Source organism: Sphingomonas sp. SORGH_AS_0438 (assembly GCF_031453475.1).
Lineage (GTDB): Bacteria > Pseudomonadota > Alphaproteobacteria > Sphingomonadales > Sphingomonadaceae > Sphingomonas.
The window spans coordinates 2,053,070-2,068,199 of sequence record NZ_JAVIZS010000001.1; the positions used below are offsets into that span (position 1 = coordinate 2,053,070).

The 15,130-nt window shown below is 69.0% G+C and carries 14 protein-coding genes; 5 read left to right on the forward strand and 9 right to left on the reverse strand.

The annotated features are described in order from the left end of the window. Positions 1-47 precede the first annotated feature (47 nt). Together QE452_RS09465 and QE452_RS09470 are read right to left on the reverse strand one after the other, a co-directional pair. The gene (locus QE452_RS09465) at positions 48-743 is read right to left on the reverse strand and encodes an SDR family NAD(P)-dependent oxidoreductase (RefSeq protein WP_309658028.1); all 696 of its coding nucleotides are present in this window, start codon (positions 741-743) and stop codon (positions 48-50) included. Continuing rightward, positions 725-1,465 carry a YaaA family protein gene (locus QE452_RS09470; protein ID WP_309658027.1) on the reverse strand — a complete coding sequence of 247 codons (741 nt, stop codon included), beginning with the start codon at positions 1,463-1,465 and terminating at the stop codon, positions 725-727. The genes QE452_RS09465 and QE452_RS09470 overlap by 19 nt, the downstream gene beginning before the upstream one ends. 149 nt (positions 1,466-1,614) lie before the next feature. Here QE452_RS09470 and QE452_RS09475 point away from each other — a divergent pair, with 149 nt between their 5' ends. Further along, complete coding sequence (locus QE452_RS09475; protein ID WP_309658026.1) at positions 1,615-2,907, forward strand: hypothetical protein; 1,293 nt, start codon at positions 1,615-1,617, stop codon at positions 2,905-2,907. A gap of 137 nt (positions 2,908-3,044) precedes the next feature. Here QE452_RS09475 and QE452_RS09480 read toward each other — a convergent pair whose 3' ends face one another. Then, positions 3,045-3,389, reverse strand: coding sequence for a DNA primase (locus QE452_RS09480; RefSeq protein ID WP_309658025.1), 345 nt, complete (start codon positions 3,387-3,389; stop codon positions 3,045-3,047). Positions 3,390-3,447: 58 nt separating this feature from the next. Next, positions 3,448-4,692, reverse strand: coding sequence for a multidrug effflux MFS transporter (locus QE452_RS09485; RefSeq protein WP_309658024.1), 1,245 nt, complete (start codon positions 4,690-4,692; stop codon positions 3,448-3,450). A 105-nt stretch (positions 4,693-4,797) separates the two neighbouring features. On the opposite strand from QE452_RS09485, the gene QE452_RS09490 reads away from it, so the two are divergent. From QE452_RS09490 to QE452_RS09500, 3 genes are read left to right on the forward strand one after another with little or no spacing between them, the layout of a single operon-like run. Next, a complete protein-coding gene (locus tag QE452_RS09490) occupies positions 4,798-5,766 on the forward strand; it encodes a 2-oxoglutarate and iron-dependent oxygenase domain-containing protein (protein WP_309658023.1) in 969 nt (322 codons plus the stop codon). Between the two features lie 32 nt (positions 5,767-5,798). Continuing rightward, positions 5,799-6,911, forward strand: a complete 1,113-nt coding sequence (locus QE452_RS09495) for an MBL fold metallo-hydrolase (protein WP_309729974.1) — start codon at positions 5,799-5,801, stop codon at positions 6,909-6,911. 3 nt (positions 6,912-6,914) lie between these two features. Next, positions 6,915-7,196, forward strand: coding sequence for a CsbD family protein (locus QE452_RS09500; RefSeq protein WP_125993096.1), 282 nt, complete (start codon positions 6,915-6,917; stop codon positions 7,194-7,196). Between the two features lie 259 nt (positions 7,197-7,455). Here the strand turns inward: QE452_RS09500 and QE452_RS09505 are convergent, their stop codons facing one another. The 5 genes from QE452_RS09505 to QE452_RS09525 all read right to left on the reverse strand — a co-directional run bounded on the left by QE452_RS09505 (position 7,456) and on the right by QE452_RS09525 (position 14,102). After that, the gene (locus QE452_RS09505; protein ID WP_309658021.1) at positions 7,456-8,691 is read right to left on the reverse strand and encodes a M20 family metallopeptidase; all 1,236 of its coding nucleotides are present in this window, start codon (positions 8,689-8,691) and stop codon (positions 7,456-7,458) included. Positions 8,692-8,702: 11 nt separating this feature from the next. Beyond that, positions 8,703-10,310, reverse strand: a complete 1,608-nt coding sequence (locus QE452_RS09510) for a helicase HerA-like domain-containing protein (protein WP_309658020.1) — start codon at positions 10,308-10,310, stop codon at positions 8,703-8,705. A 140-nt stretch (positions 10,311-10,450) separates the two neighbouring features. Beyond that, positions 10,451-11,986 (reverse strand): Do family serine endopeptidase, encoded by a 1,536-nt coding sequence (locus QE452_RS09515; RefSeq protein ID WP_309658019.1) that lies wholly within the window; start codon positions 11,984-11,986, stop codon positions 10,451-10,453. Between the two features lie 107 nt (positions 11,987-12,093). Then, positions 12,094-12,957, reverse strand: a complete 864-nt coding sequence (locus QE452_RS09520; protein WP_309658018.1) for a protease modulator HflC — start codon at positions 12,955-12,957, stop codon at positions 12,094-12,096. After that, positions 12,954-14,102: a protease modulator HflK gene (locus QE452_RS09525; RefSeq protein WP_309658017.1), complete on the reverse strand. Its 1,149-nt coding sequence runs from the start codon at positions 14,100-14,102 to the stop codon at positions 12,954-12,956. The genes QE452_RS09520 and QE452_RS09525 overlap by 4 nt, the downstream gene beginning before the upstream one ends. Before the next feature lie 71 nt (positions 14,103-14,173). Between QE452_RS09525 and QE452_RS09530 the strand changes: the two genes are divergently transcribed. Next, positions 14,174-15,106, forward strand: a complete 933-nt coding sequence (locus QE452_RS09530) for an Mrp/NBP35 family ATP-binding protein (RefSeq protein WP_309658016.1) — start codon at positions 14,174-14,176, stop codon at positions 15,104-15,106. Positions 15,107-15,130 lie beyond the last annotated feature (24 nt).

A 15,130-nucleotide genomic window follows, 5' to 3' on the forward strand; every position in this document is an offset into this window, starting at 1 on the left:
CGTCGCGAATGGATGAATTTTCCTTCATCCACAGCGACTTCGGCCGGTCAGGGCTGGATCTCCACCCCGTCCCAGGCGAACAGCCTGCCGCTGTCGGTCACCTTCAACCCGTCGATCACGTCGAGCAGCTGCACCGCCGCCCGGTCCGGGGCGAACAGCTGGTCCGCCGCCACGCCGGTCTGGAAGGGAGCGGAGAGCGCGGTGCGGACGGTGCCAGGATGCAGGCCGACGACGATCGTGCGATCGTTGCGCCGCCGCTCCTCGATCGCCAGCGTGCGGACCAGCTGGTTCGCCGCCGCCTTCGCCATCCGGTATCCGTACCAGCCGCCCAGCCGGTTGTCGGAGATGCTGCCGATCCGCGCCGACAGGATCGCAAAGACCGCCCGACCGGTCTTGGGCATCCGGGACAGGAAATGCTTGGCGACCAGGGCGGGCAGGATCGCATTCACTGCATATTGCCGCGCCAGCCAGGCGGCATCGAGCGCCGCCATGCTCTTTTCCGGCCGATGCTCGCCCTCGTGCAGCAGGCCGGTGGCGACCACCACCAGCGTCGGCGGCGCGGACAGGCTGGCGGCGGCGGCGGCGATGCTCGCCTCGTCGTCCAGATCGAGATGATCGGCCCCGCTAAAGCTGCGGGCGAAACCGCGCACCGGCACCGCTTCCTCGCGCAGCGCCTCGACCAGCGCCGCGCCGATCCCGCCGGACGCGCCGATGACGACCGCGCTCATCGCGCGAACCGCCATAGCGTCTCGGTGCTTTCCCCTGCGTCGAAGCGATAGCCGTCCGTGTCGAAGCCCTTCATGCCGTCGGTGTCGGTGACCCGATGCTCGACCAGCCAGCGCGCCATCATCCCCCGCGCCTTCTTCGCATGGAAGCTGACGAAACGGCCGCCATCGCGGAAATCGATGCCGATGACGCGGACCGAGGCGGGCAATCGCCCCTCGACCGCCGCCCAATATTCCTGGCTGGCGAGGTTCAGGATCGTGCCCGATCCCTCCTGCCCGATATCGGCGAGCAGCCGGTCGGCGATGCGCCCCTGCCACCATTCGGTCAGCTTCTCGCCGCGCGGGGCCCAGCGCGTGCCCATCTCCAGCCGATAGGGCCGCATCGCGTCGAGCGGGCGGAGCAGGCCGTACAGGCCGGACAGGATGCGGAGGTGATCCTGGGCGAAGGCGATCGCCGGCTCCTCCAGCGTCTTCGCGTCCAGCCCGGTATAGACGTCGCCGGCAAAGGCGAACAGCGCCGGCCGCTCCGGCGCGTCGGCGAAGTCGCGGAACCGCTCGGCATTCAGCTTGGCGAGCGCGGGGGAAATCCGCATCAGCTCCGACAGGCGCTTCTGCGACAGGCGCGCGGCGGCGCGGGCCAGCGTGCCGGCCTCGTCCTCGAAACGCGGGCGCGTCGGGGTCACGGCAGGCAGCGCACTGTCATAGTCGAGCGTCTTGGCGGGTGAAATCAGGGCGATCATCCGCTCGCCCTAGGCCGGCGCCGATCGTCATTCAATCGCGGTTCAGCCCCGCTTCGTCATGGAACCAAGCCGCTGCGCCTCGCTTGATGGCGCGCGTCCGCCTCTATAGACGGCCGTCATGGGCGTCGATGCCCAACAGGAGAGATCCATTGAAGACTTTCTCGAAGCTTGCGCTGGCTCTGGCGCTGACGACCGGTGTGTCCGGGCTGGCGCTGACCCCGCCTGCGATCGCCAAGAAGAAGGAAGAACCCGCCGGTCCCAAGCTGAGCCCGGACTTCCTGAAGGCCGCGAAGCCCGCCCAGGATGCGATCAAGGCCAAGGATTATGCGACGGCGGAGACCAACCTCGCCGCCGCCACCGCCGCCGCGAAGAACGACGACGAGAAATATATCGTCGCGGCGCTGAACTACGACCTCGCCAACCAGAAGCTGGCCGACCAGCAGGCGGCCAACCCCAATGCGCCGCTGAACGAGACGTCGCTGGCGCCGGCGCTCGACGCGCTGATCGCCAATCCGGCGACCCCGCCCGCCGATCGCGGTAAATATGCCTATCGACGCGGCGCGCTGGCCTATAACGGCAAGCAGTGGCCGGTCGCGATCCAGTATTTCAACCAGGCCAAGCAGCTCGGCTATGCGCCGCCGGAGGTCAACCTCCAGATCGCGCAGGCCAAGGTGGCGAGCGGCGACGTGGCCGGCGGCCTTTCCGACCTGGAGGCGCAGGTCGCGGCCGATGCGGCGGCGGGCAAGCCGGCGTCGGAGGATTATTATCGCTACGGCATCGCGCGCGCCAATGCCGCGAAGCTGGGGCCGCAGACGGTCAGCTGGATCGCCAAGTACGTCACCGCCTATCCGACGCCCAAGAACTGGCGTGACGCGATCGTCACCTACGGCATGGCGGGCAATTCGGTCGCCAAGCTGGACGAGGCGCAGAAGATCGACCTGTTCCGCCTGATGCGCGCCACCCGCGCGCTGGCCGACCAGACCGATTATCTGGAATATGCCGACGACGTGTCGCGCAAGGGTCTGCCGGCGGAAGCGGCGGCGGTGCTGAAGGAAGGCATGGCCGCGGGCAAGATCCCGGCAGGCAATGCGATGGCCAAGGCCCTGCTCGCCGATTCGACCACCAAGGCGAAGCAGGAAGGCTCGCTGGCCCCGATCGAGGCGAAGGCGAGCGCCGCCGCCAATGGTCGCCTCGCCGCCAGCACCGCCGAGGCCTATCTGGGCATGGACAACTTCCCCAAGGCGATCGCCCTCTATCGGCTCGCCTTGCAGAAGGGCGGCGTCGACGCGGACGAGGTGAACACCCGCCTCGGCATCGCGCTGGCCCGTTCGGGCGACAAGGCCGGCGCCAAGGCCGCCTTCGCCGAGGTGAAGGGCGCGCCGCGCTCGGGCATCGCGGCCCTGTGGACCGCCTATGTGGACGCGCCCGCCACCGCGGCGTGATCCAATAGAAATCGGGGACGACCGGCCGGTCGTCCCCGATGTTTCCCGGCTGTCCGGGGAGCCTAGCCCCACACCCGAAAGCCGGATGGTCCTAGGAGCGTGGCGAAACCCACGCCCATCAGCGCCAGTCCGGTGATCTACGGCCGCAGGGCCGCATCGTCCGCGTCGCTCAGATCCTCGTCCTCGTCGATCGAGCCGTCATCCAGTTCTTCCTGGACATCGTCCTCGGCGATATCGGCCTCGTCCGGCTCCGCATTGGGATCGGCCTCGCCCACTTCCTCGGAATCCATGTCGAGATCGTCGATCGCCTCGTCCTCGGCATCGTCGTCGCCCAGGTCCGGGTTCAGGTCGGTCAGCACCAGGCCATCGGTCGGTCCGTCGCGCGTCGCCTCCAGGATCTCCGCACGCTGGCTCTCGTCATAGCCTTCCTCGTCCCAGCCATCGTCGCCGGTGCCCTGTCCGGGAATCTGGTGTCCGCCCATGTCGCTCTCCATCATCAATAACGATGGATCGAACGGCGCGGGCGGCGGCCGGGTTCCGTCAGGCGCCGAACAGCCGGCCGCGTTCGGTCAGGGCGACGCAGGCCAGCGCGATCAACCCGGTCACCACGAACCCCGCCACCATCGGCGCGGTGGAGCCGTCGAACGCCTGCCCGATCACCGCGCCGATCAACACGCCGCCGGTGATCATGATGAAGCCCTGCACGCTCGACGCGGTGCCGGCGATCGCGCCCATATTCTCCATCGCCATGGCCGAGAAATTCGAGTTGGCGAGACCGAAGCTCGCCATGGTCAGCGCCTGGAGCACCGAGAAGGTCACGATCGACTCATGGCCCAGCTCGACCAGCGCGAGGTGCAGGCCGGACAACAGGATCAGCGTCACCGTCGCCGAATGGGCGATGCGCCGCGTGCCCAGCCGCATCACGATCCGCGCGTTGAGCAGGTTCGCCGCCGCCATCGTCGCCGCCGTGCCCGCGAACACCGCCGCCAGCAGCGCGGGATGGCGGAACACGTCGAACATGATCTGCTGCACCGAGTTGAGATAGCCGTAGAGGCTACCGGTCAGCATCGTCGCCGCCAGCGTATAGCCGATCGAGGCCCGGTCGGTCAGCGCGATCCGCCAGCCCGACAGGATGCGGCGCGGATGGATCGGCAGCGTCGCCTCCGCCGTCAGTGTCTCGGGCAGGCGCAGCGCGATCCAGGCGAGCAGCGCCGCCGCCGTCCCCGCGATCACCCAGAAGATCGTCCGCCAGTTGCCGAACAGCAGCACCGCCTGCCCGACCGTCGGGGCCAGGATCGGCACCACCATGAAGACCATGAAGGCGATCGACATGACCCGCGCCATCGCCCGCCCCTGATAGCAGTCGCGCACCAGCGCCACGGTCGCGATCCGCGTCGCCGCCACCGTCGCGCCGCCCGCCAGCCGCGCCGCGATCAGCAGCGGATAGCTGGCCGACACCGCCGCCAGCGCATTGGCGACGATATAGGCGCTGATCGCCCAGAGCAGCACGCGCCGCCGGCCATAGCGATCGACCAGCGGCCCGTGGATCAGATGCGCCACGCCGAACCCGCCCAGGAACGCCGACACCACGAACTGCCGGTCGTTCTCGCTCGCCACGTGCAACGCCTCGCCGATCGCGGGCAGCGCGGGCAGCATCGCGTCGGTGCCGAGCGCGCCGAGCGCCATCAGCGCGGCGACCAGCGCCACGAACTCGACGAAGCCGATCGGTGCGCCGGGCAGGTCCGGGGCGGTTTGGGTCGGCGCGGGTTGGTCCGGGGCGGTCATGATCCGTGGCCCTAGCGGCTTCGTCCCATGCGCGCCATCGCGGGCCACGCTCTTTCGCCGGTCCCGTCAAGGCGATATGTTATCGTAATAGAAGAGGACATTGTAATGCTGGATACCCCCTCCACCGCCGGATCGGCGGCGGTGCCGACCTTGAGCCTTGCCGACCAGGCGCGCGACCCGCAGGGCTTCGCCACCGCGTTCGGCGAGTCGTTCAAGCGCTTCGGCTTCGCGATCGTCGCGAATCATGGCGTGCCACAGCCGCTGATCGACCGCGCCTGGGCCGAGACCGGGGCGCTGTTCGCGCTGCCCGACGCGGAGAAGCGCGGCTATCACCAGCCGGGCGGCGGCGGCGCGCGCGGCTATACGCCCTTCAAGACCGAGATCGCCAAGGACGCGAAGCATGTCGATCTGAAGGAATTCTGGCATGTCGGCCGCGAACTGCCCGCCGGGCATCGCTATGCCGATGTCATGGCCCCGAACATCTGGCCGACCCGGCCCGAGGGGTTCAAGGACACGTTCGTCGAGCTTTTCGCCGCTTTCGATCAGGCGGGCGACCGGCTGCTCTCGGCCATCGCGCTCTATCTCGGCCTTGCCCCCGACTGGTTCGACCCGGCGGTGAAGGACGGCAACAGTGTGCTGCGCCTGCTCCACTATCCCCCCATCCCCGTCGATGCCGAGGGGGTGCGTGCCGGGGCGCATGAGGACATCAACCTCATCACCCTGCTGCTCGGCGCGGAAGAGGCCGGGCTGGAACTGCTCGACCGCGACACGGGGCGCTGGTTGGCGATCAAGCCGCCGGAGGGTGCGATGGTCGTCAATGTCGGCGACATGCTGCAACGGCTGACCAACCATGTCCTGCCCTCGACCACGCACCGCGTCGTCAACCCGCCGCCGGAGCGGCGCGGCCATTCGCGCTATTCCATGCCCTTCTTCCTGCACCCCGCGCCCGACTTCCTGATCGAGACGCTGCCGCAGACGATCACGGCGGAGAATCCGAACCGCTATCCGAACCCGATCACCGCGCACGACTATCTGTACGAGCGACTGGTCGAGATCGGGCTGATCAAGAAGTGACGGGGCCGGCCGGCCGGACGTGGCTCACCCTGTTGCCACTCCTGGCCGGCGGCTGCGCATCGATCGACCTGTCGAAGGTCGCGCGCAGCGACCATTTCAACGGGCAGCGCTTCGTCAATCCCGACGGTGTCCATGGCAAGGTCGGCGAACGCAACCAGGGGCCCTTGGCGCTGCTCGAACATCTGCTGGAGCCGCCCTATCGCAGCTGGCCGGCCAGCGTGCCGGTCACGCCGGCCGTGCCCGCACCCCGCGTCGAGGGGCAGGCGATGCAGGTCACCTGGATCGGCCATGCCAGCGTGCTGGTCCAGACCCAGGGCCTCAACATCCTGACCGACCCGGTCTGGGCGGAGCGCGCCTCGCCGGTGCGGTTCGCCGGGGTGAAGCGGGTGCGCGCGCCGGGCATCCGGCTGGCCGATCTGCCGAAGATCGACCTGATCCTGCTCAGCCACGATCATTTCGACCATCTCGACATCGGCACGCTCGGCCATCTCTGGCGACGCGACCGCCCGCTGATCGTGACCGGCCTGGGCAACGACCAGATCCTGCGCCGCTACGGCATCCGCTCGGCGGCGCGCGACTGGGGCGGCCGGGTGGCGGTGCGGCCGGGGATCGAGGTCCGGCTCGACCGCGCGCACCACTGGAGCCAGTATCGCCCCGGCGACCGCAACAGGACGCTATGGACCGGCTTCACCGTGACGCTGCCCGGCGGCAACCTCTATTATGCCGGCGATACCGGCGAGGGCGACATGCGCTGGGCGGTCGAGGCGCGACGGCACGGGCCGGTCCGGCTCGCGCTGCTGCCGATCGGGGCCTATCATTTCAGCGGTGGCGCGACCGACAATCATATCGGCCCGGTCCAGGCGGTCACCGCCTTCCAGCAACTGGGCGCGGCCTGGGCGCTGGGCGTGCATTGGGGCACGTTCGAGCTGACCTCGGAGGGGATCGACCAGCCGCGCGAGGTGCTGCGCGCGACGCTGGCGGAACGGCGGATCGCCGCCGACCGCTTCCGCGCGACGGAGGCGGGCGCGACCTGGGCGATCGGTGACATGTCCGTCACCGATACGACCGCCATGGCACCAAATCGCATCCGATACGTTCCCGCACCGCAACAGCCTTCCGTTCCGAAGGCGCAATCAGGAGCGTAAGCGATGAACACCACCACCTTGTCCGGTCAGGCGCAGGATCTCGGCGGCAACGTCAAGGAAGCCATCGGCAGCGCCACCGGCGACCAGTCGCTGAAGCACGAAGGTCTGGCTGATCAGCTCACCGGCAATGCCAAGCAGCTCGCCGGCACCGCCAAGGACGCGATCGCCAATCCCGGACCGCTGGTCGACAAGGCGAAGGGCTTCGCCCAGGCCCGCCCCTGGGCGACGGCGGCGCTGGCCGGCGTGGTCGGCCTCGCGGTGCTGAACACGCTGCGCGGCAAGTAAGCGGCTCCCGGCCGGGCCTTGGTTCGGCCGATCGCTGACGACGCCGGCCGGTTCCCGAGGGAGCCGGCCGGCGTTGTCCGTTTACGGGCCGGATGTTCGGTCCTTGGACCGAGCCGGCTTTCCGGGGGTGACGGCGTAACCCGTCTCTGTCCCTCCGCCGGGATGGTACGCAGACGGACAGAGAAACGCACCGCACGGCGTAGACCGACGGACGCCCCTCTGCATTCCGGCCCTCCACGGCTTCCCGTGAGATCGAGGCTCAGTCGAACCCCCGCTCCAGGAATCGCGTCGCCGTCGCGCAGTGCATCGCGACCCCCCGCGCCATCACCCGCTCGTCGAGCGTCATGCGCGTATTGTGCAGTGGCGGGTTGGTCGCCGGATCGCTTCCCTCCGGTGCCGCGCCGATAAAGGCGAACGCCCCCGGCACCGCGCGCAGCACATAGGAGAAGTCCTCCGCGCCCATCATCGGCTTGGGCATGGTCTGCCAGCCACCCTCGCCGAACAGCTCGGTCGCCACCGCCTGTTGCAACGTGCTGCCACGCGGATCGTTGGCGGTCACCGGATAGCCGGCATCGATCCACGCCTCGGCCGTGCAGCCATGGGCGGCGGCGATATTCTCGACGATCCGCTTGAACGCCGCCTGGCACTGCATCCGCGTCGCCTCCGACAGCGTGCGCAACGTGCCGAGCAACGTCGCCTCGCCGGGCACGACATTATGCGCGGTGCCCGCCTGGATCTTCGTGATCGACAGCACCGCCGGGTCGGTCACCGCCACCTGGCGGGCGATATAGACCTGGAGCGCGGTCACGATCTCGCAGGCGACGGGGATCGGGTCCAGCCCCTCATGCGGCATGGCGGCATGGCCGCCGCGTCCGATAATCCGCGCGTGGAGCGTGTCCGCCGAGGCCATGATCGTCCCGGGACGCCCGACGACCAAGCCGGACGGCGCATTGGGCGAGATGTGCAGCGCGAAGGCCGCGTCGGGTGCGGGATCGGCGAGCAGCCCGTCCTCGATCATGAAGCGCGCGCCGTGATAGCCCTCCTCGCCCGGCTGGAACATGAAGACGACCGTGCCGGCGAGTTCGTCCCGCCGCGCCGACAGGGCCTTGGCCGCACCGACCAGCATGGCGGTGTGCGTGTCGTGGCCACAGGCGTGCATTCGCCCGTCGATCGTGCTGGCGAAGGGCAGCCCGGTCTCCTCGGTCATCGGCAGTGCGTCCATGTCGCCGCGCAGCAGCACGGTGCGCGCATTGCTGCCCGCACCGGCCGCAGCCGCACCGCCGCGCAGGATCGCGACGAAGCCCGTGGTCGACGTCCCCTCGCGCAACTCCAGCGGCAGGCCGGCGAGCGCCGCCTTGATCTTGGCGCTGGTCAGCGGACATTGGAGGCCGATTTCCGGTTCGGCATGGATGGCGCGACGCAGCGCGACGACCTCCTCGAACACCGCCTCCGCCGCCTCGTCCCATCCGCCCCGGATCTCACCGTCCAACATCATCGCCTCCATGCTTACCCGCGGAACAATCCGCCCAATACACCGCGCGCGATCTGCCCGATCAAGCCGCCCGCGTCACCTTTCCGGCCGCGCCGGCTGCCGAACACCTGCCGGCCGATCTCATTGGCCACCTGTCGCCCGATCGAGGAGGAGGCGGAGCGCATCGCCGAATTGGCCGCCTTGGCCCAGGGCGAATCCGCCGACTCCCGGTCCGCCGCGCGCTGTGCCTGCGCCGCCTCGCGCGCCGCACGCGCGGCATCGCGCTGGCGGACGGCTTCGGCCTTGGCCTCTTCGCCCTGCGCCTTGGCGGCAGCGGCGGAAGCGGCGGCTTCCTCGGTCTTCGCCGCGAGCATCTCCTCCGCCGACTCTCGGTCGACCAGGACGTCATAGCGGTCGCCGATCGCGTCGGTCTCGATCAGTAGCTTACGCTCCGACGGCGTCACCGGCCCCACCCGGCTGGATGGCGGGCGGACCAGCGTCCGTTCCACCGGCGACGGGGAGCCATCCGCCTGGAGCAGCGACACCAACGCCTCGCCGACCTTCAACTCGGTGATCGCGCTCGCCACGTCGACACCGGGATTGGCGCGGAAGGTGGTCGCCGCCGCACGCACCGCCGCCTGGTCGCGCGGGGTGAAGGCACGCAGCGCATGTTGCACGCGATTGCCGAGCTGCCCCGCCACGCTGTCGGGAACGTCGATCGGGTTCTGGGTGATGAAATAGATACCGACGCCCTTGGAGCGGATCAGGCGGACGACCTGCTCGATCTTGTCGAGCAACGCCTTGGGCGCATCGTCGAACAGCAGATGCGCCTCGTCGAAGAAGAAGGCGAGCACCGGCTTGTCGGGGTCGCCCACTTCCGGCAGCTGCTCGAACAACTCGCTCATCAGCCAGAGCAGGAAGGTGGAATAGAGTTTCGGGCTGGCCATCAGCTTGTCGGCGGCCAGGATGTTGACCACCCCCTGCCCCCGGTCGTCCAGCGCGATCAGGTCGGTCAGCGCCAGCGCCGGCTCGCCGAAGAAATGCTCCGCACCCTGCGACCGCAATTGCAGCAGCGCGCGCTGGATGGCCCCGATCGACTGTTTGCTGACATTGCCATAGCGGGTCGACAGTTCCGCCGCCCGCTCGGCGCAATGCGCCAGCATCGCCTGGAGATCGTCCAGGTCGAGCAGTAATAGCCCCTCTTCGTCGGCGACGTGGAAGGCGATGGTCATCACCCCCTCCTGCACGTCGTTCAGGTCCATCAGCCGCGACAGGAGCAACGGTCCCATCTCGCTGACCGTGGTGCGGACGGGATGGCCCTGCTGCCCGAACAGGTCCCAGAACTGCACCGGCATGGCGCGGTAAGCCCAGTCGGTGAAGCCGATCTCCGCCGCGCGGGCCGCGAACGCCTCATGCGTCTTCGCGGTCGCCGAACCGGCCATGGCGAGGCCGGACAGGTCCCCCTTCACATCCGCGACGAAGCACGGCACGCCCGCCGCCGAGAAGCCCTCGACGATGCCTTGCAGGGTCACGGTCTTGCCGGTGCCGGTCGCACCCGCGATCAGCCCGTGACGATTGGCACGCTTCAGGTCGAGCCGCTGCGGCTGGCCGCCGCCCAGACCGATGAAGATGCCGTCCGTCATGCGTGATCCCTTCTCATGGGGTGCTCAAGGGGATGACCCTAGACCGTCTGGCGAGCAAGTTGAAGCATCACGGGAATCGAACGGGGCCGCCGCCCCGGTCGGACGACGGCCCCGTCAGGATCACCCGCAGGCGGGCGCGATCAGCTCTTCAGCTTGACCGGGATGAAGTTGCTCAGCCGCTGGCGCGCGATCTGCAACAGCACGGTGTTGCGCCCCGCCGCCTTCGCAGCCGTGACCGCCGCCGCGACCTCGGCGACTGTACGGACCGGCGTGCCGTTGATCGACTGGATCACGTCACCACGCTTCAGCTTCTGCCCGGCGTCGCTCGACGGATCGACCGCCGCCACAACCACGCCCTGCACCGTCGACTCGACACCCACGGCACGGGCGATCCCCGGCGTCAGCGGCTGCACCGCCAGACCCAGCGGATTGCCGCTGGCCGGCGCGGTCGTCGCCGAATCGTCGTCGTCATCGTCGCTGCCGAAACCGTCCGCGCCACCGTTGATCTCGGCGGCGAGTTGCTCCTGCGTCGGCCGCGCGGCGACCGCGACATTGACGCTGACCGGCTTGCCACTGCGGATCACGCTCAGACGCGCGGTCTGGCCGGGATCGATATTGGCGACCAGATAGGACAAGGTCTGGTCGGGCGTCACCGCCTGGCCGTTGACCTCGGTCACCACGTCGCCCGCGCGCAAGCCGCCCTTCGCCGCCGGCCCGCCGGCCGTCACGCCCGCGATCACCTGGCCCCGGTTCTTCGGCAGGCCGAGCGCCGCCGCGACGTCACCATTCACCTCCGGCCCGAGCTGCACGCCCAAATAGCCGCGCTTGATCGGCTCGCCCTTCATCAGCGTGGCGATGATCGGCTTGGCCTCTTCCGCCGGAATGGCGAAGCCGATGCCGATATTGCCGCCGCCCTGCGAGCCCAAGATCTGCGAGTTGATGCCGATGACGTTGCCGTTCAGGTCGAACATCGGGCCGCCGCTATTGCCCTGATTGATCGCGGCGTCGGTCTGGATGAACCGATCGTTGGCTCCGCCCTGGCCGGTCACGCGGTGCACGGCGGAAACGATGCCGGCGGTCACGGTGCCGCCCAGGCCGAACGGATTGCCGATCGCCACCACCCAGTCGCCGACGCGGGTCCGCGAGCTGTCGCCCCATTTCACGAAGGGCAGGTTGGTGGCGTTGATCTTGAGCAGCGCCAGGTCCGAATCCGGATCTCGGCCGATCAGCTTGGCGGTATATTCCTTGCGGTCCGGCAGGATGACCGTGATCGAATCCACCTGCGCACCGCGCGCGCCGGGTGCGACGACGTGATTGTTGGTCACGACATAGCCATCGGGCGAAATGATGAAGCCGGAACCGAGCGACTGGCCCTCGCGCTTCACCGGCGCGCCGCTGCCGCCACCGCCGCCGAACAGATCGGCGAAGGGCGTGCCGGCGAACGGATTGGCCTGGGTCTGCTGGACGATCGTCTGCTTGGTCGAGATGTTGACCACCGCCGGTTGCAGCTTCGCGACCAGGTCGGCGAAACTCATCGGCGCGCCCGCACGGGGCGCGGACGCCTGGATCGTGCCCGGCTCGTTCTGCGCGGTCTGCGCGACGGTCGGCTGCAAGGCCAGGGTGGCGGTCGCACCGCCGAGCAGAAGCGCACTGGTAATGGCGTAGGCGTAGCGCACTGAAGCTAGTTCCTCTCGTTCGTCGTTCGAACCGGGCGATTTATCGCCCAAATCGGCTGAACGACGGTTGAATATGAACGGACCGCAAGATCATGGCCGTGACAGGATCAGCGGCCTCGTCCCTCGAACTCCCGAAGATAGGAATTGTTCGGCGACAGGATGAAGTTGGTCGAACCCTTCTGATCCGGCGTACCATCCGCCCCGAAAGTGCGGCGGTAGGACTGCATCGCCCGATAGAAGTCATAGAATCCAGCATCCTGGCCGAAGCTCTGCGCGTAGATGCGCGATGCTTCCGCATCGGCATCGGCGCGGACCACCTGCGCCTGGCGCTGGCCCTCGGCGGCGATGGTGATCGCCTCCTGCTGGCGGGCGGTGCGCATCCGGTCGAGCGCGCTTTGCAGCGGCGTACCATCGGGCAGCTCCGCCTGCTTGATGCGGACGTCCACGATCTCGACGCCATATTGGCGCGCACGGCGATCGAGTCCGGTCTGGATCGCTTCCATCAATTCGGTCCGCTCCGGGGTGAGCAGCGAGGCGAAGGACACCTTGCCCAGTTCGTTGCGCAGCGTCGAGGCGAAGAGCGGGCGAAGCTGGTTCTCGACACCCTCCTCGTCGCCGGCGGTCGCCAGCATCAGCCGGGGATCGACCACCCGGTAACGGGCATAGGCATCGACGTTGAGACGGCGCTGGTCGGTGGACAGGACCTGCGAATTCTCCAGGTCCAGGTTGCGGACGCGCTTGTCGACCCGGACGATCCGGTCGAGGAAGGGCACGCGGACGACCAGACCGGCCTCATCCGTCGCCGGCCGGCCGGGCAGCGCCGCGCGGTTCACGACGCGGATCGGCTGGGCAAGTCGATAGACGACCGCCTGCTCCGTCTCCGGCACGATCGCGAAGGTCGCGGCCGCCAGGATCACCAGCACCAGCGCGGCGATGCCGAGCGCGATCGGGTTCTTCCACATCGCGTTCATTGGCCGCCTCCCGACTGGGTCTGGCCCTGCGCCGCAGCCGCCGCCGAACCCTGGGTGGATGAAGCGGGCGCGGCCTCGGTCAGGCGACGCGCATTGGGAATGGGCAGATAGGGCATGACGCCGGGGGCCTCGATGATCGTCTTGTCGGACTTGGCCAGCACGGCCTCCATGGTCTCGTAATACATGCGGCGACGCGTCACCTCGGGAGCGAGGCGATACTGGCTGTAGACGCGATCGAACTGCGCGGCCTCGCCCTGTGCGCGGGCGATGACCTGCTGCGCATAGGATTTGGCGCGGTTCACCTCGGCCACCGCCTCCTGCTGCGCCACCGTCACCTTGTTGAAGTCGTCGACGATCTGCGCCGGCGGGGTGACGCGGTTGAGCGACACGCTCTGAATGCGCACGCCGGAATGATAGCTGTTCAGGATCGCCTGAGTCAGCTCGGCCACCCGCTGCTCGATCCCGGTACGGCCGCCGCCCAGCGCCTGGTCGAGCGTGGTCGTGGCGATGACAGCGCGCATTGCGCTTTCCGCCGCGGCGCGCACCGTCTCCTCGGGCTGGGCGAGCTGGAAGACATAGTCACGGGGATTGGCGACGTTCCAGCGCACCGAATAGGTCAGGTCAACGATATTCTGGTCGCCGGTCAGCGCCAGGTTGACACCGTCGCCGCGCGGGAAGTTCTCGGTGCGGAAACGCTGGACATCGACTTCCTGCACCCGGGCGAAGGGGGCGGGCGGCGTGACCTGGACGCCGGGCGACAGAGTGCCGGCATAGCGGCCCAGATAGGTGACGATGCCACGCTGCTGCGGGCCGATCTGATGGATGCAGGTGAAGAGCAGCCACAGCACGACCAGGATGCCGACGCCGATCGCCCACAGCACCCGCGCATTGGCGCCGGGCGGCAGGCTGGGAAAGCCGCTTCCACCGCCGCCGCCGCCACCGCCGCCGCGCGCGCGCTTCAGGAAATCGTCCAGCGCGGTCGGACGGGCCGAACCGCCGGCCGGCTTGCGACCGCCCGGCGGCACCGACCAGGGATTGCGCGGGCCGCCGCCGCCGGGGGTTCCGCCATCGCCTCCCCACGGTCCCTTGGAGTTGTCGGCAGCAAGGATAATCGGACGCTTGGACCAGCGTGGGAGGATGCTCATATCCTCTCTATAGGAAGGCCGTTCGACGAAAAACAGTGCCAAGGCGGGGATGCCGGCTTAAGGCCGGCCGCATGACCAGTGAAGCAAGCAGGGCGGCGGTGCTTTCCGTCGCGGGTTCGCGGGCGACGATCCGCATGGATGGCGAGCGGATGGGCGTGGTGCTCGACGCCACCGGCCTCGCCCCCGCCGAACGCGAGCGGCTGGAGGCGGAGGTCCGCGCCGCCGCTCCCGCCGCGCGCGTGATCGTCACCGCCGAGCGCGTCAACCGCGCCCTGATCGCCGTCGCCAGCGGCAAGGGCGGCGTCGGCAAGTCGACCGTCTCCGCCAACCTCGCCATCGCGCTCGCCCGTGCCGGCCGCCGCGTCGGCCTGATCGACGCCGATATCTATGGCCCGTCCCAGCCGCGCCTGATGGCGGCCGAGGGTGTTCGGCCCGAGGCGATCGAGAAACAGCTGATCCCCGTCCCCACCCGCTATGGCGTGCCGTTGCTGTCGATGGGCCAGCTGGTCGAGCCCGGTCGCGCGATTGCCTGGCGTGGACCGATGGCGGCGGGGGCGCTGGGGCAGCTGGTCGAGGGGGCCTGGGGCACGGCCGACACGCTGGTCATGGACCTGCCGCCCGGCACCGGCGACGTGCAGCTGACCATGGTGCAGAAATACCGGCCGGCGGGCGCGGTGATCGTGTCCACGCCGCAGGACCTGGCGCTGATCGACGCGACCCGCGCGATCGACTTCTTCAACAAGGCGGGCGTGCCGATCATCGGCCTGATCGAGAACATGGCCGGCTATGCCTGTCCGAGCTGCGGCGTGATCTCCGATCCGTTCGGGCGCGGCGGCGCCGAAGCGACGGCGGCGGAACTCGGCCTGCCCTTTCTCGGCCGGGTGCCACTGGCGATCGATATCCGCGAGGCGTCGGACGCGGGACAGCCACCGGCGGCGCGGGACGACGACCGTATCTTCGCCCCCCTCGCCGCGCAGGTGGCCGACTGGCTCGCCCGGCGCTGAGACCGCGCAACCGGGCGTGACGGA